The sequence below is a fragment of the Micromonospora sp. R77 genome (assembly GCF_022747945.1).
Classification (GTDB): domain Bacteria; phylum Actinomycetota; class Actinomycetes; order Mycobacteriales; family Micromonosporaceae; genus Micromonospora.
Genome location: NZ_JALDST010000001.1, coordinates 4,775,147 through 4,795,529, shown reverse-complemented (window position 1 = coordinate 4,795,529; position 20,383 = coordinate 4,775,147). Strand labels below are relative to the sequence as shown.

15 protein-coding genes and 1 pseudogene are annotated in these 20,383 nt (G+C 73.9%); 10 read left to right on the top strand and 6 right to left on the bottom strand.

Annotated elements, in window-relative coordinates:
- Positions 1 to 102 precede the first annotated feature (102 nt).
- A complete protein-coding gene (locus MRQ36_RS22615) occupies positions 103 to 1,350 on the bottom strand; it encodes an acyltransferase (RefSeq protein ID WP_242798435.1) in 1,248 nt (415 codons plus the stop codon).
- Between the two features lie 98 nt (positions 1,351 to 1,448).
- On the opposite strand from MRQ36_RS22615, the gene MRQ36_RS22610 reads away from it, so the two are divergent.
- Together MRQ36_RS22610 and MRQ36_RS22605 are read left to right on the top strand one after the other, a co-directional pair.
- Positions 1,449 to 2,084, top strand: a complete 636-nt coding sequence (locus MRQ36_RS22610) for an alpha-ketoglutarate-dependent dioxygenase AlkB (RefSeq protein ID WP_242798433.1) — start codon at positions 1,449 to 1,451, stop codon at positions 2,082 to 2,084.
- Positions 2,085 to 2,188: 104 nt separating this feature from the next.
- Entirely contained in the window at positions 2,189 to 3,535 is a 1,347-nt protein-coding gene (locus MRQ36_RS22605; protein WP_242798431.1) for a uracil-xanthine permease family protein, read from the top strand.
- Positions 3,536 to 3,584: 49 nt separating this feature from the next.
- On the opposite strand, the gene MRQ36_RS22600 is transcribed toward MRQ36_RS22605, so the two are convergent.
- From MRQ36_RS22600 to MRQ36_RS22590, 3 genes are all read right to left on the bottom strand, one after another.
- A complete protein-coding gene (locus tag MRQ36_RS22600; RefSeq protein WP_242798429.1) occupies positions 3,585 to 6,074 on the bottom strand; it encodes a DNA topoisomerase (ATP-hydrolyzing) subunit A in 2,490 nt (829 codons plus the stop codon).
- A 31-nt stretch (positions 6,075 to 6,105) separates the two neighbouring features.
- Positions 6,106 to 8,223, bottom strand: a complete 2,118-nt coding sequence (locus MRQ36_RS22595; protein WP_242798427.1) for a type IIA DNA topoisomerase subunit B — start codon at positions 8,221 to 8,223, stop codon at positions 6,106 to 6,108.
- 196 nt (positions 8,224 to 8,419) lie between these two features.
- Positions 8,420 to 9,139 (bottom strand): uridine kinase, encoded by a 720-nt coding sequence (locus MRQ36_RS22590; protein ID WP_242798425.1) that lies wholly within the window; start codon positions 9,137 to 9,139, stop codon positions 8,420 to 8,422.
- A gap of 101 nt (positions 9,140 to 9,240) precedes the next feature.
- On the opposite strand from MRQ36_RS22590, the gene MRQ36_RS22585 reads away from it, so the two are divergent.
- Positions 9,241 to 10,497 carry a hypothetical protein gene (locus MRQ36_RS22585; RefSeq protein WP_242798423.1) on the top strand — a complete coding sequence of 419 codons (1,257 nt, stop codon included), beginning with the start codon at positions 9,241 to 9,243 and terminating at the stop codon, positions 10,495 to 10,497.
- A 45-nt stretch (positions 10,498 to 10,542) separates the two neighbouring features.
- Here MRQ36_RS22585 and MRQ36_RS22580 read toward each other — a convergent pair whose 3' ends face one another.
- The gene (locus tag MRQ36_RS22580) at positions 10,543 to 10,980 is read right to left on the bottom strand and encodes an Rrf2 family transcriptional regulator (RefSeq protein WP_242798421.1); all 438 of its coding nucleotides are present in this window, start codon (positions 10,978 to 10,980) and stop codon (positions 10,543 to 10,545) included.
- Between the two features lie 160 nt (positions 10,981 to 11,140).
- On the opposite strand from MRQ36_RS22580, the gene MRQ36_RS22575 reads away from it, so the two are divergent.
- Positions 11,141 to 12,361 carry a globin domain-containing protein gene (locus MRQ36_RS22575; RefSeq protein WP_242798419.1) on the top strand — a complete coding sequence of 407 codons (1,221 nt, stop codon included), beginning with the start codon at positions 11,141 to 11,143 and terminating at the stop codon, positions 12,359 to 12,361.
- Positions 12,362 to 12,429: 68 nt separating this feature from the next.
- On the opposite strand, the gene MRQ36_RS22570 is transcribed toward MRQ36_RS22575, so the two are convergent.
- Complete coding sequence (locus MRQ36_RS22570; RefSeq protein WP_242798417.1) at positions 12,430 to 12,759, bottom strand: cupin domain-containing protein; 330 nt, start codon at positions 12,757 to 12,759, stop codon at positions 12,430 to 12,432.
- Between the two features lie 233 nt (positions 12,760 to 12,992).
- Between MRQ36_RS22570 and MRQ36_RS22565 the strand changes: the two genes are divergently transcribed.
- The 6 genes and pseudogenes from MRQ36_RS22565 to MRQ36_RS22540 all read left to right on the top strand — a co-directional run bounded on the left by MRQ36_RS22565 (position 12,993) and on the right by MRQ36_RS22540 (position 20,250).
- Positions 12,993 to 14,645, top strand: coding sequence for a carbamoyltransferase C-terminal domain-containing protein (locus tag MRQ36_RS22565; protein WP_242798415.1), 1,653 nt, complete (start codon positions 12,993 to 12,995; stop codon positions 14,643 to 14,645).
- Positions 14,642 to 15,574, top strand: a complete 933-nt coding sequence (locus tag MRQ36_RS22560) for a glycosyltransferase family 2 protein (RefSeq protein ID WP_242798413.1) — start codon at positions 14,642 to 14,644, stop codon at positions 15,572 to 15,574. Before MRQ36_RS22565 ends, MRQ36_RS22560 begins: the two co-directional genes overlap by 4 nt.
- Positions 15,575 to 15,674: 100 nt before the next feature.
- Positions 15,675 to 17,280: pseudogene (locus MRQ36_RS22555) on the top strand (HAD-IIIA family hydrolase).
- Between the two features lie 44 nt (positions 17,281 to 17,324).
- On the top strand, positions 17,325 to 18,311 hold the full coding sequence (locus MRQ36_RS22550; RefSeq protein WP_242798411.1) for a glycosyltransferase: 987 nt from the start codon (positions 17,325 to 17,327) through the stop codon (positions 18,309 to 18,311).
- On the top strand, positions 18,296 to 19,513 hold the full coding sequence (locus tag MRQ36_RS22545) for a glycosyltransferase (RefSeq protein WP_242798409.1): 1,218 nt from the start codon (positions 18,296 to 18,298) through the stop codon (positions 19,511 to 19,513). Before MRQ36_RS22550 ends, MRQ36_RS22545 begins: the two co-directional genes overlap by 16 nt.
- Positions 19,513 to 20,250, top strand: a complete 738-nt coding sequence (locus MRQ36_RS22540; protein ID WP_308194898.1) for an SIS domain-containing protein — start codon at positions 19,513 to 19,515, stop codon at positions 20,248 to 20,250. The genes MRQ36_RS22545 and MRQ36_RS22540 overlap by 1 nt, the downstream gene beginning before the upstream one ends.
- Positions 20,251 to 20,383: the final 133 nt, after the last annotated feature.

Sequence of the window (20,383 nt, the reverse complement as noted above, 5' to 3'; positions counted from 1 at the left end):
TGATCAGGGTGGACGGTCCGCGCCGATTCATCTTCGTCATCAGGTTCGTAGTGGACGGCCGGCGCACGGCCGGCCGCCGCCGGCACGCCGAGCCGACGTCGATCAGAGGTCCGGCAGCCCGCCGGGCAGGGCTGCGGCCGGGCCGGGCGCTCCGGTCAGGCCGGGTCGCGCCGGCCGGCGTACTCGATCTGCCGGGTGGGCGCGGACGGCCGGGCCGGACGGCGCCCGCTGGACCGGGACTGACGGCCGGGGCCGGCGGGACGGGCCGAGCCGGCGCATCATCGGGGTCTCGACCCAGCGGTGCAGGGCACCGGCGAGCAGCAGGTTCACCACCAGGAAGCCGAGCACCGCCAGCGGCCCCCACCAGCCGGGCAGGCCGGTGCCCCAGTGCCCGGTCAGTCGCAGCGCCGTCATCATCACGAAGACGTGCACGAGATAGAAGGCGAAGGAGACCTCGCCGAGCCAGACCATCGGCCGGGACCGCCACGGCGTGCGCCGGCCCCGCACGTCCGCGTCGGCCGCGGCCGTGATGACCAGGAGGTACGCCACCGCCAGCAGCGCCGCCCACAGCTCCGCGCGGACCCACTGGGCGGCCACGAACCAGGTGGTCACGAAGATCAGGCTGGCCAGGGTCAGGTTCGGTCCCCGCCACCGGCCGCGCCGCATCAGCTCGGCGGCGGCCACGCCCATCCAGAACTCCAGCGACCGCACCACCGGGAAGACCTGGGTGAACCACCAGCGGCTCTCCTCCGGCACCAGCCGCTGCCCGGGCCAGAGCGCCACGATCAGCAGCGGCGCGGCCACCACCACCGCCCACAGCGCGGCGGGTCGCAGCCGGCGCAGCACCGGCAGCGCGAAGGGCAGACAGAGATAGAAGAACAGCTCGCAGGAGAGCGACCAGCTCACCGTGTTGACGCTGTAGAAGTAGCCGGGCGTGGGGTTCCAGGCCTGGAGCAGGAGCAGGTTACCGGCCGCCGCCCAGAGGTTGACCGGATCGGCGAACCAGAGCCCGACGAGCAGCACCACGGCCCACATCAGCAGGTGGTTCGGATAGATCTTGGCCAGCCGCCGGCGCAGGAAGGTGCGCCGCCGCTCGCCGGGGCGGAACGACCAGACCAGCACGAATCCACTGAGGATGAAGAAGAACTCGACCCCGGACAGGCCGAGGGCGAACACCCGGTCCACCACCGCCTTGTAGTCGGGCTCCGCGATGATCCGCATGGTGGCGGCATGGAAGCCGAAGACCAGCAGCGCGGCGATCCAGCGCAGCCCGGTCAGGGAGGGCAGTCGGGCCGGTGGTGGGGCGGCCGGCGCCACGACGGCCGCAGCGGTGGTCGGGGCGCTGGTCATGCCGGGCACCATACCGGCAGGTATCTCCCGCCGGCCGCACCGCCCGGCCCGGACAGGCTGTCGTACGCCTGTTCGAAGAATCGGGTAGCATCGGCCGCGTGTCCGACGTCGCCTACCAGCCCTCGATGCTGGACCTCACCGAGCAGGGCCCGACCCTGGGCCCGCTCGCCGGCCGGTTGCGCCGGTACGAGCTGAGCCGGGGCGCCTGGGTGGACCACCTGCCCGGCTGGGTGCGCGGCTCCGACGCGGTGCTCGACACCCTGCTGCACGAGGTGCCCTGGCGGGCCGAACGCCGCACCATGTGGGACGCCGAGGTCGACGTCCCCCGACTGCTCTGCTGGTACGGCGCCGGCCGGCCCCTGCCCCACCCGGTGCTCACCCAAGCCCGGGCGGCGCTGACCGAGCACTACGCGCCGGAACTCGGTGAGCCCTTCGTCACCGCCGGGATGTGCCTCTACCGCACCGGCCGGGACAGCGTCGCCTGGCACGGTGACACCCTGGGCCGCTCCGCGCACACCGACACCATGGTCGCCATCGTCTCGTTCGGTTCGCCGCGCCCGTTGCTGCTGCGCCCGCGCGGCGGCGGGGCCAGCCTGCGGTTCCCGCTCGGCCACGGTGACCTGGTGGTGATGGGCGGCTCCTGCCAGCGCACCTGGGAACACACCATCCCCAAGACCGCCCGCCCGGTCGGCCCACGGGTCAGCGTCCAGTTCCGCCCCGCCGGCGTCGCCTGACCCCACCGCCGGCCGGCCGACCGGGGAAGACAGCCGGCGGCGTGCTAGAAACAACTCTCAGGGTCGACCACGCCCCCGTCACCTGACGACGCGAAGGGCACCCCATGACCCAGACCCCCACCGAGCCGCGTTCCCGCTGGTCGCCGTGGGCGGTGCACGGCGACGGCCGGGCGATCCGGCCCGGCGACGTGGTGCACCCCGCCGAACGCCTCTCCTGGCCGCGTACGGTCGGCGTCGGCGTGCAGCACGTGGTGGCGATGTTCGGCGCCACCTTCACCGTGCCGCTGATCACCGGCTTCCCGCCGGCCACCACGCTCTTCTTCTCCGGTCTGGGCACCCTGCTCTTCCTGCTGATCACCGGCAACCGGCTGCCGTCGTACCTCGGCTCGTCGTTCGCCTTCATCGCGCCGGTGCTGGCCGCGAAGGCCGGCGGCGACATCGGCCCGGCGCTCGGCGGCATCGTGGTGGCCGGCGCGGCGCTGGCCCTGGTCGGCGTGGTCGTGCAGCTCGCCGGGGCGCGGTGGATCGACGCGCTGATGCCGCCGGTGGTGACCGGCGCGATCGTCGCCCTGATCGGGCTCAACCTGGCCCCGGTCGCCTGGGACGGCGGCGGCAGCGGCACCGGGGTGAAGGCCCAGCCGCTGATCGCGGTGGCCACCCTGGCGGCGATCCTGCTGGCCACGGTCTTCTTCCGGGGATTCCTGGCCCGGCTCTCCATCCTGCTCGGCGTGGTGGTCGGCTGGCTGCTCGCCGCGCTCGTCGGCGGCCTCGACCCGAAGGCGGTCACCGGGCTGAAGGAGGCCGCCTGGGTCGGGCTGCCCCAGTTCCACGCACCCAGCTTCAGCCTCCGCGCGGTGGTGCTGGTCATCCCGGTGATCCTGGTGCTGGTCGCGGAGAACGCCGGGCACGTCAAGGCGGTGGCCGCGATGACCGGCCGCAACCTCGACCGGCAGCTGGGCCGGGCGTTCCTCGGCGACGGCCTGGCCACCGTGCTCGCCGGCTCCGGCGGCGGCTCCGGCACCACCACGTACGCGGAGAACATCGGCGTGATGGCGGCGACCCGGGTGTATTCGACGGCCGCGTACTGGGTGGCCGGGGTGGCGGCCGTGCTGCTCGGGCTGAGCCCGAAGTTCGGCGCGCTGATCCTCACCGTGCCGGCCGGGGTGCTCGGCGGCGCGACCACCGCGCTGTACGGCCTGATCGCCGTCCTCGGCGCGCGGATCTGGATCGAGAACCGGGTCGACTTCCACGACCCGGTCAACCTGATGACCGCCGCCGTCGCGGTGATCGTCGGGGCGGCCAACTACACCCTGACCGTCGGCGACCTCTCCTTCAACGGCATCGCCCTCGGCACCGCCGCCGCCCTGGTCATCCACCACGGCATGCGCCTGGTGGCCCACCTCCGCGGCACCACCCCCGACACCCGCCGGGGACCGGAACCCGAACTCTGACCGGCCGAAGGGCCGACGGCGGGTGCCGTCGGCCCTTCGGGCGGGGTGGTCAGTCGCGTTGGATGTGGTGGCCGACGACGGTGGGGCCGAGCATGACGGCGAAACCGGAGCCGTCGCGGCGCGGGTCCGCCGGCGGCAGCTCCACCGGGTCGCCGGTGGCCGTGGCACCCACCGGGCGAGGACCGATCCAGCCGACCGCCAGGTCCGTCTCGCCCTTGAGGAACCGCTGGGCGCGAACCCCGCCGGTCGCCCGCCCCTTCGCCGGGTACGACCCGAACGGCGTCACCTTCACCGTCGCCCCGGTCGAGGTGACCACCATCGGCTCACCGTGCCCGGGATCGTCGGTGCGGATCGCGCCGAAGAACACCACCCGGGCCCCGGCCGTCAGGTTGATGCCGGCCATCCCGCCACCCTTGGCCCCCTGCGGGCGGACCAGGGACGCGGCGAAGCGCAGCAGCGACGCCTCCGAGGAGATGAAGGCGAGCGTCTCCGTACCGTCGGTGAGCCAGGTCGCCCCGACCACCTCGTCCCCCTCCCGCAGGGAGATCACCTCGAACTCGTCCGAGCGGACCGGCCAGTCCGGGGCGCAGACCTTCACCACGCCCTGCCGGGTGCCGAGCGCCAGGCCCGGCGACCCCTCGGCGGACGGCCCGAGCGGCGCGAGCCCGACCACCGTCTCGCCCGGCTCCAGCGGCACCAGCTCGGCGGCGGACATGCCACCGCGCACCGAGACCGTGCCGGACTGCTCGGGCAGCACCGGCAGCGGCAGCACGTCGATCTTGAACGCCCGGCCGGCGCTGGTCACCAGGAGCACCCGGCCGCGGGCCGTGGAGTGGACGAGCGCGCGTACCGCGTCGTGCTTGACGCGGCCGCTGCGCCGCCGCCCCTCGGCGGCCTCCTCCGACTCGGCCGCGGTCCGGGCCACCAGCCCGGTCGCCGACAGCAGCACCTGGCACGGGTCGTCGGCGACCTCCAGCGGCCCGGCCGGTACGGACGCGGCCAGCACCTCCTTGAGGTCGCCGTCGACCAGCGTGGTGCGGCGCGGGGCGGCGAACTGCTTGACCACGGCGGCCAGCTCGTCGGAGACCAGCTTCCGCAGCACCTTCGGGTCGTCGAGGATGGTGGAGAGCTCGGCGATCTCGCCGCGCAGCTTCTCCTGCTCGGCCTCCAGCTCGATCCGGTCGTACTTCGTCAGCCGGCGCAGCGGGGTGTCCAGGATGTAGGTGGCCTGGATGTCGGAGAGCTTGAACTTCTGCATCAGGCCGTCCTTGGCGTCCTGCGCGTCCTCGCTGGCCCGGATCAGCCGGACCACCTTGTCGATGTCGAGCAGCGCGATCAGCAGGCCGTCGACCAGGTGCAGCCGTTCCTGACGCTTGCGACGGCGGTAGGAGGTGCGCCGGGTGACCACGTCGTACCGGTGGGCGAGAAAGACCTCCAGCAGCGCCTTGAGCCCCAGGGTCTGCGGCTGGCCGTCGACCAGGACCAGGTTGTTGACGCCGAAGGACTGCTCCAGCGGGGTCAGCCGGTAGAGGTCGGCCAGCAGCGCCTGCGGGTTGACCCCGACCTTGCACTCGACGACCAGCCGGGTGCCGTTCTCCCGGTCGGTGAGGTCCTTGACGTCGGCGATGCCGACCAGCCGCTTGGTCTTGTTGACCTCGTTGGTGATCGCCGCGATGACCTTCTCGGCGCCGACCCCGTAGGGCAGCTCGGTGACGGTGATCGCCTGCCGGCCCCGGCTGCCCTCCAGCGGGCCGATCTCGACCCGGCCGCGCATCCGGACCACCCCGCGCCCGGTCTCGTACGCCCGGCGCACCTCGTCCAGGCCGAGCAGCAGCCCACCGGTGGGCAGGTCGGGGCCGGGGACGAACTCCATCAGCTTGTCCAGGTCGGCGTCCGGGTGGTTGATCAGCCAGCGGGCGGCCTGGACCACCTCGCCGAGGTTGTGCGGGATCATGTTGGTCGCCATCCCGACCGCGATCCCGGACGCGCCGTTGACCAGCAGGTTGGGGAAGGCGGCCGGCAGCACGGTGGGTTGGGTCAGCGAGCCGTCGTAGTTGGGCTCGACGTCGACCGTCTCCTCGCCCAGCTCACCGACGAGCAGCATCGCCTCGCGGGACATCCGGGCCTCGGTGTATCTCGCCGCTGCCGGTCCATCGTCCGGGCTACCGAAGTTTCCGTGCCCGTCGATGAGTGGCGCGTTGAGCGAGAAGTCCTGGGCGAGCCGGACCATCGCGTCGTAGATCGCCGTGTCGCCGTGCGGGTGGTAGCGACCCATCACGTCACCGACGACCCGGGCCGACTTGACGTGCGCCCGGTCCGGGCGGTGCCCCGACTCGTACATGGACCAGAGGATGCGCCGGTGCACCGGCTTGAGGCCGTCCCGCGCGTCGGGCAGGGCGCGGGAGTGGATGACCGAGAACGCGTACTCCAGGTAGGAGTCGGAGACCTCGGTGACCAGCGGGTTGTCGAAGACCCGGGCGCCGGCCTGGTCGAAGGCGGAGAGGTCCGCCTTGGCGCGGTCGTCCTTGCGGCGTGCCATGGTTCAGCTTTCCCTTCGAAGGACCCGGTGGTCAGGCGTCGATGGCGTCGCGGTCGACCCGGTCGGCCGAGTCGATCAGCCAGTTGCGGCGGGGTTCGACCTTCTCCCCCATCAGCAGTTCGAGGATCCGCTCGGCGGCCTCGACGTCGTCGAGGGTGATCCGGCGGACCGCCCGGGTGGCCGGGTTCATGGTGGTCTCCCAGAGCTCGTCGGCGTCCATCTCGCCGAGGCCCTTGAACCGCGGGATCGGGGTGACGATCTGCTTGCCGGCCTTCTCCAGCTTGCGGACCGTCGCCTCCATCTCCGCCTGGGTGTAGGTGTAGATCGTCTGCGGGTTGCGCCCCTTGGTGGTGATCTTGTGCAGGGGCGGCATCGCGGCGTAGAGCCGGCCGGCCTCGATCAGCGGTCGCATGTAGCGGGCGAAGAGCGTGATCAGCAGGGTCCGGATGTGCGCGCCGTCCACGTCCGCGTCGGCCATGATGAGCACCCGGCCGTAACGCAGGGCGGAGGGGTCGAAGGTGCGCCCCGAGCCCGCCCCGAGCACCTGTACGATCGCGGCGCACTCGGCGTTGTCCAGCACCTGCTGGAGGTTCGCCTTCTGCACGTTGAGGATCTTGCCGCGGATCGGCAGCAGCGCCTGGTATTCCGAGGAGCGGGCGAGGCGCCCCGTCCCGAGGGCGCTGTCCCCCTCCACGATGAACAGCTCACTGCGGTCGATGCCGGTGGCGCGGCAGTCGACCAGCTTGGCCGGCATCGACGCGCCCTCCAGGGCGGTCTTGCGCCGGGCGGCGTCCTTCTGCTGCTTCTGGGTGAGCCGGACCCGGGCCGCGTCGACGATCTTCTGCAGCACGGTGCGCGCCTCGGCCTTGGTGCGCCGGTCCTCCAGCCAGGTCTTCAGGTGCTGCTCGACCAGCCCCTGGATCACCTTGGTGATGCCGGCGGTGGAGAGCTCGTCCTTGGTCTGCGAGGTGAACTGCGGCTCCGGGATGCGGACGTGCACCACGGCGGTCATGCCCTCCAGGACGTCGTCCAGGGTGGGCGCGTCCTCCTTGGGCTTGAGCAGGCCACGGGTGTTGCGGGCCGCGTCGGCGAGGGTGCGGACCAGGGCCCGCTCGAAGCCCTTGCGGTGGGTGCCGCCGTGCGCGTTGCGGATGGTGTTGGTGAAGCACTCGACGGTGCGTTCGTAACCGGTGCCCCAGCGGAAGGCCACCTCGACCTCGGCCCGACGCTGCACGTTGGACTGCATCACGCCGTTGGCGTCGGCGGCGTTCTCCCGGTAGGTGCCCTCGCCGTCGACCAGCAGCATGCCGGAGACCGGCCGGTCGCCGGCCGGGGCGAGGAACTCCACCATGTCGGTAAGGCCGTTGGGGAAGTGGAAGGACTCCTCGACGACCTCCTCCCCCGTCTCGTCGCGCAGCCGGTAGGCCACGCCGGGGACGAGGAAGGCGGTGTTGCGCAGCTTGAGCCGGACCGCCTCGGTGTCCAGCCGGGCACCGGTCTCGAAGTAACGGGCGTCGTGCCACCACCGGATCGAGGTGCCGGTGCGCTGGCCGCGCTTCATCGCGCCGGCCACCTGGAGGCCGGGACCGGGCGTGAAGGCCGCGTCCGGGCCGGGCCCGTCGAAGATCCCGGGTACGCCGTGCCGGAACGACATCGTGTGGACCTTGCCGGCCCGCCGGACGGTGACGTCGAACCGCCGGGACAGCGCGTTGACCGCCGAGGCGCCCACGCCGTGCAGGCCGCCGGAGGTCTTGTAGCCCGAGCCGCCGAACTTGCCGCCCGCGTGCAGCCGGGTCAGCACCAGCTCGACCCCGGAGATGCCGGACTTGGCGTGCACGTCGGTGGGGATGCCCCGGCCGTCGTCGTCGACCTGGACCGAGCCGTCGGCGTGCAGGATCACCTCGACCTTCGTCGCGTGGCCGGCGACGCCCTCGTCGGTGGAGTTGTCGAGGATCTCGTTGACGAGGTGACCCACGCCACGGCTGTCGGTCGAGCCGATGTACATGCCGGGGCGCTTCCGGACGGCGTCCAGGCCCTCCAGGTGCGTCAGGTCGTCGGCCCCGTACAGGGTCTCAGGCTGTGCGGTCAACTGGTCGTACTCCCAGGTCTCGGCGGTGTGGTGCCGCTCACCGTCTTGATCAACCCACATGATCGCCACGCGCGGCGCGCCGCAGCGAAGCCTAGCCGGGCGCTGTGACAACGCCGTGGCACCCGGCGCGGTACGCCGTTTCGTGCCCTTTCCGCCGGGCTCTCCCCCACCGTGCTCCGGGTGGCCCGGACACGTCAACGACGCGCACCGGTGGCGTCTTCCCCGTCCCGGCCGGGAGGGGCGTCCCGGGGGTTGGTCAGCCGCGCAGCAGCCGGGGTCGGGCGAAGTCCGCGTTGTCGATGACCAGGTCGGCCCGGCCGACCGGGTCCGCCTCGGCCAGGTAGACCTGCTGTGCGGCGAGGTAGCGGTCCCGGTGCAGCCGCTCGGCCTCCTCGGCGCCCTCCCGGTCGGCGTCCCGGTCCACCCCTCGGCGGACCGCCAGCTCGGCGGGCACTTCGAGCCAGATCCGCTGGTCCCAGAGGTCGTCCAGCTCGGGACGGAACGCGAAGACCCCGTCGACGACCAGTACGGCGTCCGGGGCGGCGGACGTGACCACGTCGGTGTGCTCGCGCTGGGTCAGCGGGTCGCGCAGGCACAGCACGCAGCGTCCGCTGCCGGTGGGGCCGGCCGGGCCGAGCAGCAGGTCGCGGATCGCCGGGAGGTCGGCGGCGTTGCGGTAGTACCCGGGGCCGGAGAGCCGGTCGTACAGATGGCGGTCCCGCCAGGGGCGCTTGAAGTCGTCCAGGCTGGCCCGCAGGACCGGGCGCCCGGCGGCGGCGATCCGGGCCGCGAGTTCGTGCCCGAGGGAGGTCTTGCCGGCGGCGGCGAACCCGTCGATACCCACCCGCAGCCGCCCGGGGCTCAGCGCCAGGACGCGGGCGGCGAGCAGGTCGATCAGCGCCCGCCGGGCCGGGGAGCCGGCCGGCGGCAGGGGCTGCTGCCAGGTGGAGACCGAGCGGTGCACGGGGGCTTCCATCGACCGACCCTATGTCGGGGCGTTGACGTGCGTCACACCCCCGTGATCTGATCGCCATCCAGAGGATCTTTCATATTTCCATTCCTGGATGGAGGCCGCGTATGTCCGTGCTCCGTCGTACCGCCCTGGCCGCCGCGCTCGCCGTCGCGTCGGCCGCGCTGTCGACCGCCGTCGCGCCGCCGGGGCCGGCCGCCGCCGCCCTGCCCACCGCCGCCGTCGCGCTGGGCGACAGCTTCATCAGCGGCGAGGGCGCCGGCGCGTACGCCCCGGTGGTGGACGTCAGCGGGGTGGCCCAGGGCTTCCCCGGCTGGTCCGCGCCGAACAGCAACGCCTACTTCTGCCACCGCTCCCCGAACGCCTCGCTGTTCCAGGCGGACCTGCCCGGCATCGCCGACCGGTTCAACCTGGCCTGCTCCGGCGGGCAGCCCTACGACATCGCCAACGCCTCCGCCACCCGGGCCAAGGGTCGGCAGGTCGCCGCCCAGCTCGACCAGCTCCGCGCGGTCGGCCAGTCGCACGACATCGACCTGGTGCTGATCGGTCTCGGCTCGAACAACAGCTCGTTCACCTTCGGCAGCGTGGCCGAGAAGTGCGCCAACCGGTTCATCGCCGACGCCTGGACCGGTTGGTGGGAGTTCTGGGCGTACCTCGGCGGGCCGGTGGAGCAGAAGCCCTGCACGGACGCCGACCTGGCCACGTCCGCCCAGTTCAGCGCCGCGACCGCGGAGACCACGGCGGCCGTACGCCAGATCCTCACCACCCTGGACCAGATCGACGCCGACGGTCAGCACCGGATCGTGTTCCAGGACTACACCAACCCGCTGCCGCCGGAGCTCGCCTCGGTCTACTGGGACGAGGACAGCCGGGACGACACCCGGGACAAGTTCCGCGCCCTCGGCGCCGAGCGGTACGCGGCCGGCTGCCCGATCCACCGGGCCAGCCTCGCCCCCGGCCAGCGCTTCTCGCAGGGCCTCGGCACGCTGGTCAGCTCGGTCCGGGCCAACCTCGCCGCCGAGTTCCCGAGCGCCGACCTGGTCTATCTGAACGTGCAGCGGGCCTTCGACGGGGCCCGGCTCTGCGAGTCGGCGGGCAGCCCGGCCAACGCGCTGGCCACCCCGATCCGGCTCCAGGACGGTCCGACCGGCGTCTTCGTGACCAGCCTCTCCGGCTATGACAAGCTCGACATCCAGCGGATCGCGAACGCCTGCGGGACGTACTTCCAGACCTGCCAGGAATCCTGGCACCCGAGCGCGGCGGGCCACCGGGTGCTCGGCCGCTGCCTCGCCGGCGCCGCCGCGACGGCCGCCCGGGCGGTCTCCTGCGTCCGGGCCCCCGACGGCTCGGTGACCGTCGGCTGACCCTCGCCACGGTGGGGCGGTCCCGGCGGGACCGCCCCACCGGCCTCACTCGTGCGCGGCCGGGGCGCCCAGGCCGAGCAGGAGCGGGCCGGTCGGGTCGTCCACCAGGTCGCCGAGGCGGGTGTCGTCGAGGACGGCCAGGAAGGCGGCCTGGGCCCGGCGCAGCCTGCCGCGCAGCCGGCAGCCGGCGATCAGCGGGCAGACCGGCTGCTCGCAGGCGACCACCTCGTCGTCCCCCTCGAAGGCCCGGACGACCTGCCCGACGGTCAGCTCGGCGGCGTGCTCGGCGAAGGCCACCCCGCCGGAGCGGCCCCGGATGGTGACCAGCACGCCGAGATGCTGCAACCGCTGGACCACCTTGGCCACGTGGCTGCGGGGCAGCGCGAGCCGCGTGGCGAGTTCATCCACCGTGGTGCGCGCCGGGGACGCGGCGGTGAGCATGGCGATCCGCAACGCCATGTCGGTGGACCGGTTGAGCTTCACAAGAGTGACCCTAACCAGCGCGAACGCCCCGCGATACCGGCCAGGAGGCCCACGGTCGGTGTGATCCGGACGACCCCCGGACCCGGGACCTTCGACCTAGAAGTGGACTTTAAGACTCCTGTTAAGTGGGGTTCGTCCCACCGAACCCCAAGGAGTAGTCGTGCTCTCTGAATCATCCGCAGCCGTGGTGAAGGCGACCCTGCCCGTCGTGCAGGCCCACGGAGAGGCGATCACCGGTTGCTTCTACCCGCGCATGTTCGCGGCGCACCCCGAACTGCTCAACGTCTTCAACCGGGGCAACCAGGCCAACGGGGCGCAGAAGGCGGCGCTCGCCGCCTCCGTGGTGGCGTACGCCGAGCACCTCCTCGGCGGCAACGACGCCTCCTGGACGCCGATCCTGGAACGGATCGCCCAGAAGCACGTCTCGCTCGGCATCCGGGCTCCCCAGTACACGATCGTCGGGCGGCACCTGATGGCCGCGATCGGCGAGGTGCTGGGGGACGCCGTCACCCCCGAGGTGGCCGCCGCCTGGGACGAGGTCTACTGGCTGTTCGCCTGCGAGCTCATCGCCCGCGAGGCCCGCCTCTACACCGAGGCCGGCATCGCCGAGGGCCAGTCGATCTGGCGGGAGTGGCGGGTCGCTAGCCGGGTCGAGGAGACCCCGGAGGTCGTCTCGTTCACGCTGGTCCCGGCCGACGGCGGCCCGGTGCCCACCTTCACCCCCGGGCAGTACGTCTCCGTCGCGGTGGACCTCGACAGCGACGGGGGCCAGCAGATCCGGCAGTACAGCCTCTCCGGTTGCCCGGACGCCGACCACTGGCGGATCACCGTGAAGCGGGTACGCGGCGTCGCCGGCGCACCCGACGGCGTCGTCTCCACCTTCCTGCACGAGCGGGTCGCAGCCGGTGACGTCCTGCGGCTCAGCCCGGCCTGCGGCGAGGTCAGCGCGGTGGCCGGCGAGGGCCCGCTGCTGCTGGTCAGCGCCGGCATCGGACTCACCCCGGCGATGGCGGCGCTGGAGCACCTGGCGGTCACCGAACCCGATCGTCCGGTGGTGCTGGTGCACGCCGACCGGGCGGGAACCGCGCACGCGCTGCGCAACGAGCTGCCCCGGCTCCAGGAACAGCTGCCCAACCTGCAGCTGCGCCTCTGGTACGAGGACGTCACCGACGGCCAGCTCAGCGGCCTGAAGGCGGAGGTCGCCGCCGGCCTGGTCGACCCGGAACTCATCCCGCTCACCCCGGAGGCACACGTGCACCTCTGCGGCCCGGTGCCGTTCATGACCACGGTCCGGGGCGGCCTGCTGCGCCGCGGCGTGCCGAGCGAGCGGATCGCGTACGAGGTGTTCGGGCCGGGCATGCTCCACGACCAGCGGGTCTGAGCCACAGCTGCGCGAGGCCCCTGTCCCGGTGGGTTCCCACCGGGACAGGGGCCCTTGTCGGGTCGAGGTCAGCCGAGGGCGACCGTGAGCAGCACCGCGGAGTCCTCGTCGGCGTGCAGGGCGTGCCGGGCGTCCGGGATCGGCAGCAGGTCGCCGGTCACCCCCGTCCAGGACCGGTCGTCGGCGACCAGGCGGACCCGGCCGCGCAGCACCTGCAGGGTCGCCGCGCCGGGGCTGGCGTGCTCCTCGAGCGCACGGCCCGCGACCAGCACGAGCAGGGTCTGCCGCAGCGGGCGGCCGGCTCCACCGTAGACCGTACGGGCACTGCGTCCGCTGTCGGTGGCGTGGGCCAGGGTGAGTTGCTCCTCGATCAGTTCGGAGAGCGAGGACGGGGACACGGGTACCTCCCGGGGTTCACGTTCGTCATGCCGGTGGCCGCCCGCCGCAAAACGGGAGCCACCGTCACCTCTTTGCTCAGCCTGCTCCCCGCAACGGGTGGCGACCAGGGGCGCTGGTCCCTGGACAGCGCCGGACGGCACGGCCCGTGACGATCTCCCATCGGGCCGACGACCTGCCCGGAGAAGTCGATGATCTACAGGTTAGGCAGCGGACACCAGGGTACGGACCTCCCATGCGCGTCCTTGGAATCAACGCGGTCTTCCACGATCCCGCCGCTGCCCTGGTGGTCGACGGCACGGTGGTGGCCGCCGCCGAAGAGGAACGGTTCAGCCGCCGCAAGCACGGCAAGCGTCCCGTGCCGTTCTCCGCGTGGGAACTGCCGGAGCTGTCCGCCGCGTGGTGCCTGACCAGCGCCGGGATCGACGTCGACAGCCTCGACGCGGTCGCGTACTCGTTCGACCCCGGGCTCTGCCGGGACGCCGGCAGCCTCGGCCTCGCCGACCCGTGGGACTGGCTGCGCGTCGACTACGCCACCCGGGCCCCGCAGTTCCTCGCCGCCGCGCTGCCCGGCCTCGACCCGGAGAAGGTGCGGTTCGTGCCGCACCACGTGGCGCACGCCGCCTCCGCCGGGCTGGCCGCCCCGCCGGCCGGCGACGACACCGCGGTGCTGGTGCTGGACGGTCGCGGCGAGGTGGCCAGCCACCTCGCGGGCGTCTACCGGGGCGGGGAACTCTCGTCGCTCCACTCGCAGGAGCTGCCGCACTCGCTCGGCCTGCTCTACGAGGACCTGACCCGGCACCTGGGCTTCCTGCACTCCAGCGACGAGTACAAGGTGATGGCGCTGGCCTCGTACGGCGAGCCGAAGCACCTGGGTCTGCTGCGCGAGCTGGTCCGGGTCACGCCCGAGGGTGGCTTCCACGTGGACCGGATCGACTGGGGCAGCATGGCCAAGGCGGTCGCCGCCGGTGGCGAGCTGACCGCCGAGCACGCCGACCTGGCGTCCAGCGTGCAGGCCCGGCTGGAGGAGGTCGTCCTCGACCTGTCCCGCTGGCTGTACGACGCCTCCGGCGGCGCGTCCACCCTGGCCATGGCCGGCGGGGTGGCGCTGAACTGCGTGGCGAACGCGCGCCTCGCCGCCGAGGGGCCGTACCGGGACGTGTGGGTGCAGCCGGCGGCGGGCGACTCGGGGACGGCGCTCGGCGCGGCCCTGCACGTGGCCGGCACGCTCGGCGACCGGTCCACCGCGATGGCCGGGGCCGACCTGGGGCGCGGCTGGTCCGACGAGGAGCTGGAGGCGGAGCTGCGCCGGGCCGCGCTGACGTACACCCGGCCGGCGTCGATCGCGGCCGAGGCGGCCCGGGTGCTCGCCGACAACGGCATCGTCGCCTGGTACCAGGGCCGCAGCGAGTACGGCCCCCGCGCGCTGGGCCACCGGTCGCTGCTCGCCCACCCCGGCGACCCGGACACCACCCGCCGGATGAACGACGTCAAGGGCCGGGAGCAGTTCCGGCCGATCGCCCCGATGGTCCGCGCGGAACGCTTCGCGGAGCTCTTCGACGGCGTCTACCCCAGCCCGTACATGCTCTTCGTGCACCGGGTTAAGCCGGAGTGGCGGGACCGCATCCCGGCCGTCACCCACGTCGACGGCACCGCCCGGGTGCAGACCGTGCACGCCGACACCGAGCCGGTGGTGGCCGAGCTGCTGGCCGAGTTCGAGCGGCTGACCGGGCTGCCGGTGGTGGTGAACACCTCGCTGAACACCGCCGGCCGGCCGATGGTGGACACCCCGCGCGAGGCGATGGAGCTGTTCGGCTCGGCCCCGGTGGACCTGCTCGCCCTCGGCCCGTTCGCGGTGCACCGTCGGACGCTCGGCGGTGACCGGTGATCAGCGTGGTGGTGCCGACGCTCGGCCGGCCGAGCCTGACGGCACTGCTCGACGTGCTCGCCGGCCAGCTCGACGAGCTGCCCGAGGTGGAGCTGCTGCTGGTCGACGACCGCCGCGACGACAACGACGGCCGGCACGACGGCACCGGCGAGCTGGCGGTGCCGGGAGCACTGGCGGCGTACACGAAGGTGCTGACCGGGCGGGGCGCGGGCCCGGCGGCGGCCCGCAACCTGGGCTGGCGGGCGGCCCGCGGGTCGTGGGTGGTCTTCCTGGACGACGACGTGCGGCCCGCGCCGGACTGGTGCCGGCGGCTGCGCGACGACCTCGCGGCGGCCGACGCGGTCGGCGGCGTGCAGGGCTGGGTCGAGGTGCCGCTGCCGGCGGACCGCCACCCCACCGACTGGGAGCGGGTCACCGCCGGCCTCGCCGACGGGAACTGGATCACCGCGGACATGGCCTACCGGCGGGCCGCGCTGGCCGCCGTCGGGGGCTTCGACGAGCGCTTCCCCCGGGCCTACCGGGAGGACGCCGAACTGGCGCACCGGGTGCGGCGCGCCGGCTGGCGGCTGGTCCGCGGCGAGCGCCGGGTCACCCATCCGGTACGCCCCGAGAGCCGCTGGGTCAGGCTGCGCACCCAGCGCGGCAACGCCGACGACGCACTGCTGCGCCGACGTACGGCCCGACCTGGCGCCGACCTGCCGACCACCCCGGGTCGGCGACCCCGGCACGTGGCGGTCACCGCCGCCGGTGCGGTGGCGCTGGCCGCCGCCGTGGCGTGGGCAGGCATCCCGCCGCCTCCCGCCCGCCCGGTGCTCGGTGTCACCGCCGGCCTCGCCGCGCTCGGCTGGGCGGCCGGCACCGCCGAGTTCGCCGGGCCCGGATCGCGCCCGGCCCGGGAACCGCCGACGAGGTCGCCACCATGCTGGTGACCAGCGCGCTCATCCCCCCGCTCGCCGTCACCCACTGGGTACGCGGCTGGTGGCGCAGCCGGTCGGTGCCCGCCGGCGTGCTCGGCCCGGAGGCGGCACGATGACGTCCACCGCCCACGGCGACCGGCCCGACCGGGAGCGGCCGGTGCTCTTCGACGCGGTGCTGCTCGACCGGGACGGCACGCTGGTCGAGGACGTGCCCTACAACGGCGACCCGGAGAAGGTCCGGCCGCTGCCCGGCGTCCGGGAGGCCCTCGACCGGCTGCGGGCGGCCGGGCTGCGGCTGGCCGTGGTGACCAACCAGTCCGGGCTGGCCCGGGGCCTGTTCACCGCCGCACAGATGCGGGCCGTGCACGACCGGATCTCCGAACTGCTCGGCCCCTTCGACAGCTGGCACGTCTGCCCGCACGACGACACCGACGGCTGCGCCTGCCGCAAGCCCGCGCCCGGTCTGGTGCACGCCGCCGCCACCGCGCTCGGCACCACGCCCCGGCGCTGCGTGCTGGTCGGCGACATCGGCCGGGACATGGTCGCGGCCGCCGGCGCGACCGCCGCCGTCATGGTGCCGACCCCGGTCGACCCGTCCGGCCGAGGAGGCCGCCGCGCGCCGGTGGTGGCCGACCTGCCGGCGGCGGCGGACGAGATCCTCGACCGGATGGCGCTGGTCGCCGGTCGTCCGCCGTACCGCACGGGCGCGGCACCGTGCTGGTGGTCCGCAGCGACTCCGCCGGGGACGTCCTGGTCACCGGCCCCGGCATCCGCGCGGTCGCCGCCGGCGCCGACCGGGTCGTGCTGCTCTGCGGCCCGCGCGGTCGCGCCGCCGCCGAACTCCTCCCCGGCGTCGACGAACTCATCGAGTGGCCGCTGCCCTGGATCGACGGCGACCCCGCATCCGTCGACCCCGACGACATCCGCCAGCTCACCGACCGGCTCACCGACATCGCCGCCGACGAGGCCGTCATCTTCACCAGCTTCCACCAGTCCCCGCTGCCCCTGGCCCTGCTCCTTCGGCTGGCCGGCGTGCCAAGGATCAGCGCCATCAGCGACGACTACCCCGGCTCGCTGCTCGACGTCCGCCACCGCGTGCCGGTCGGCGTACCCGAACCCGAACGGGCCCTGTCCCTGGCCGCCGCCGCCGGCTTCGCCCTGCCGGACCACGACGAACCGGACCTGCGACTGCGCGCGGACCTCACCGACCCGGCGGACCCGGTCGAGGGCGACTACGTGGTGCTGCATCCCGGCGCGTCGGTGCCGACCCGGGCCTGCCCGCCCCGAACTGGCCACCCGGATCGTGCGCGCTGGTGGCCGCCGGCTACCGGGTGCTGGTCACCGGCGGCGCGGGCGAGCGGGACCTCACCGCCCGGGTCGCCGCAGCCGGCGGCACCGACCTGGGCGGGCGCACGGGGCTCGGTGCTGGCTGGCCGCCGGTGATCGCCGGTGCCGGCGCGCTGGTGGTCGGCAACACCGGCCCCGCGCACCTCGCCGCCGCCGTCGGTACGCCCGTCGTCAGCCTCTTCGCCCCGACCGTCCCCTACGGACAGTGGGGTCCCTACCGGGTGCCGAACGTCCGGCTCGGCGACGCCGACGCCGCCTGCCGGGACACCCGGGCGGCGATCTGCCCGGTCACCGGGCACCCCTGCCTGACCGGGATCGACCCGGCCGAGGTCGTCGCCGCCGTCCGACTCCTCGCACCCCCGCCCACCTGACCACCCCCGACCCTGTCCACCCCGTCCCAGTCGCGAGGAGAGGCATGAACGTTCTGCTCTGGCACGTGCACGGCTCCTGGACCACGTCCTTCGTGCACGGGCGACACCGCTACCTGGTCCCGGTCACCCCGGACCGGGGCCCGTACGGCCTCGGCCGGGCGCGGACCTATCCGTGGCCCGACAGCGCCGTCGAGGTGACGCCGGAGCAGCTCGGCCGGGCCGAGGTGGACGTGGTGATCCTGCAACGCCCCGAGGAGCTGGAGCTGGCCCAGCAGTGGCTGGGTCGCCGGCCCGGCCGTGACCTCCCGGCGATCTACGTCGAGCACAACACCCCCAAGGGCGACGTGCCCAACACCCGCCACCCGATGGCCGACCGGGACGACCTGCTGCTCACCCACGTCACGCACTTCAACGAGCTGTTCTGGGACAACGGCGGCACCCGCACCGCCGTCGTCGAGCACGGCATCGTCCCGCCCCGGGTGGAGTGGACCGGCGACGTGGACCACCTCGCCGTGGTCACCAACGAGCCGGTACGCCGCTGGCGGGTCACCGGCACCGACCTGATGCCCCGGTTCGCCGCCGTCGCCCCGCTGGACGTCTTCGGCATGGGGGTGGCCGGGCTGCCGGACGCGTTGACCGCGCGCGGCCTGGCACTCCCCCACCCGGTCACCGGCTTCGACGACCTGCCGCAGGACCGGATGCACGCGGAGGTGGCGCGGCGGCGGGCGTACCTGCACCTGTGCCGGTGGACCTCGCTCGGGCTGAGCCTGATCGAGGCGATGACCATCGGGATGCCGGTCGTGGCGCTGGCCACCACCGAGGCGGTGGACGCCGTACCGCCCGACGCGGGGGTGCTCTCCACCCGGGTCGACACGCTGATGGAGGCGGCCCGCTGGCTCGCCGGGGACCGCGACGCGGCGTACCGGCTGGGGGCGCGGGCGCGTGAGGTGACCAAGGAACGTTTCGGGCTCGACCGGTTCCTCGCTGACTGGGACCGACTCATGGAGGAGGAGACATGCGCATCGCGATGATTTCGGAGCACGCCAGCCCGCTCGCCGTCCTCGGCGAGGAGGACGCCGGCGGTCAGAACACCCACGTGGCGGAACTCGCCTCCGCGCTGGTCGGCGAGGGGCACGACGTTCGCGTCTACACCCGCCGCGACGCGGCAGGGCTCGCCGAGTCGGTGTCCACGCCGGCCGGCTACCAGGTGTGGCACGTGCCGGCCGGCCCCGCCCGGCGGGTGCCCAAGGACGAACTGCTGCCCTACATGGGCGAGTTCGGCAGCTGGCTGGCCGACCGGTGGCGGCACGGGGACTGGACCCCCGACGTGGCGCACGCGCACTTCTGGATGAGCGGCCTGGCCACCGTGCACGCCGGGCGGCGGGCCGGGGTGCCGACCGTGCTGACGTACCACGCGCTGGGCGCGGTGAAGCGCCGCCACCAGGGCTCCCGGGACACCAGCCCACCAGGACGGGTCGGCTACGAGCGGGCGCTCGGCCGGGCCGTCGACCGGGTCATCGTGCAGTGCGAGGACGAGGTGGGTGAGCTGGTCCGGCTGGGTGTGCCCCGGTCCCGGATGGCGCTGGTCCCCTCCGGCGTCAACCAGGAGGTGTTCCGCCCCGACGGTCCGGTCGCCCCGCGCGACCCGGCCCGGCCGCGGATCCTCACCGTCGGCCGGATGGTGGAACGCAAGGGCTTCCTGGAGGTCGTCCGGGCGCTGCCGGCCGTCCCCGAGGCCGAGTGCGTGGTGGTCGGCGGCCCGCCGGCGGAGCTGCTCCCCGCCGACTCGTTCGCCCGCCGGCTGCGCGCCATCGCCGAGTCCTGCGGCGTCGCCGACCGGGTGAAGCTGGTCGGCGCGGTGCCCCGCGAGGAGATGGCCGCCTGGTACCGCTCGGCCGACGTGCTGGTCGCCGCCCCCTGGTACGAGCCGTTCGGGCTCACCCCGCTGGAGAGCATGGCCTGCGGCGTGCCGGTGATCGGCACGAACGTCGGTGGCATCGCCGACACCGTGGTCGACGGGCTCACCGGCGACCTGGTGCCGCCGCGCGACCCCCGCGCACTGGGCACCGCGATCCGCCGGCTGCTCGCCGACAAGGTGCGCCGGTTCGCGTACGCCACGGCGGCGCTGGACCGGATCCGCAGCCGCTACTCGTGGAAGCGCTGCGCCGAGCAGCTCAGCGCGGTCTACGCCTCGGTGAGCACCGTCGCCCGACCGGCCCCGGCGGTGGCCTGATGACCCATCTGGACACCCTCGACGCGCACCTGTCCGGGCTGGCGGCGGCGCTGCTGCCGTACCGGCGGGAGGCCGAGCGGCTGGCCGACTGGGGCACCGAACTGGCCTGGACCCTGGCCCGGGGCGGCCGGCTGCTGGTGGCCGGCAACGGCGGCAGCGCCGCCGAGGCCCAACACCTCACCGCCGAACTCGTCGGCAAACTCCGCGACGACCGCGAACCACTCTCCGCCATCGCCCTGCACGCCGAAACCAGCGCCATGACCGCCATCGGCAACGACTACGGCTACGACGAGGTCTTCGCCCGCCAGGTCCGCGCCCACGGCCGACCCCACGACATCCTCCTGCTCCTGTCCACCAGCGGCACCAGCACCAACCTCCTCACCGCCGCCCAGGCCGGACACGACACCGGACTCCGCTGCTGGGCCTTCACCGGGCCCAGCCCCAACCCCCTCGCCCAGCTGTGCCACGAGGTGCTGGCCGTGCCGTCGCCGGACAGCCAGGTCGTGCAGGAGCTGCACCTGGTCTCCAGCCACCTGCTCTGCGAGTACGTCGACCAGGCCCTGCCGCTGGTCCGGCAGCTCCCGACGTCCGCGGTCGGCGGCCTTCGCGCCGTGGGGCGACACCGGCGCGGAGCGCCGGCCCGGTCCCTGGCCGGCGTCGGCCTGCCCGACGGCCTCAACGGCCACGGCACGAACGGGCTCGGCCCAACGGCCACGGCACCAACGGCCACGGGCTGACGGCCACGGCACGACCGGGCGTCGGGGCGGACCCGCACCGGGGGCCGACGGGCTGGGCGGCTCGACGGACACCGGCCGACGGTGCTCGACGAGACCCGCAACGGGTCGGTCCGCCCGGCGGTGCCCCGGCACC

What these genes read in the sequence shown, in the direction of transcription:
- MRQ36_RS22615 (WP_242798435.1), bottom strand. Translation starts at nt 1,350, where the DNA reads ATGACCAGCGCCCCGACCACCGCTGCGGCCGTCGTGGCGCCGGCCGCC.
- MRQ36_RS22605 (WP_242798431.1), top strand. Translation starts at nt 2,189, where the DNA reads ATGACCCAGACCCCCACCGAGCCGCGTTCCCGCTGGTCGCCGTGGGCG.
- MRQ36_RS22600 (WP_242798429.1), bottom strand. Translation starts at nt 6,074, where the DNA reads ATGGCACGCCGCAAGGACGACCGCGCCAAGGCGGACCTCTCCGCCTTC.
- MRQ36_RS22595 (WP_242798427.1), bottom strand. Translation starts at nt 8,223, where the DNA reads ATGTGGGTTGATCAAGACGGTGAGCGGCACCACACCGCCGAGACCTGG.
- MRQ36_RS22590 (WP_242798425.1), bottom strand. Translation starts at nt 9,139, where the DNA reads ATGGAAGCCCCCGTGCACCGCTCGGTCTCCACCTGGCAGCAGCCCCTG.
- MRQ36_RS22585 (WP_242798423.1), top strand. Translation starts at nt 9,241, where the DNA reads ATGTCCGTGCTCCGTCGTACCGCCCTGGCCGCCGCGCTCGCCGTCGCG.
- MRQ36_RS22565 (WP_242798415.1), top strand. Translation starts at nt 12,993, where the DNA reads ATGCGCGTCCTTGGAATCAACGCGGTCTTCCACGATCCCGCCGCTGCC.
- MRQ36_RS22550 (WP_242798411.1), top strand. Translation starts at nt 17,325, where the DNA reads ATGAACGTTCTGCTCTGGCACGTGCACGGCTCCTGGACCACGTCCTTC.
- MRQ36_RS22545 (WP_242798409.1), top strand. Translation starts at nt 18,296, where the DNA reads ATGCGCATCGCGATGATTTCGGAGCACGCCAGCCCGCTCGCCGTCCTC.
- MRQ36_RS22540 (WP_308194898.1), top strand. Translation starts at nt 19,513, where the DNA reads ATGACCCATCTGGACACCCTCGACGCGCACCTGTCCGGGCTGGCGGCG.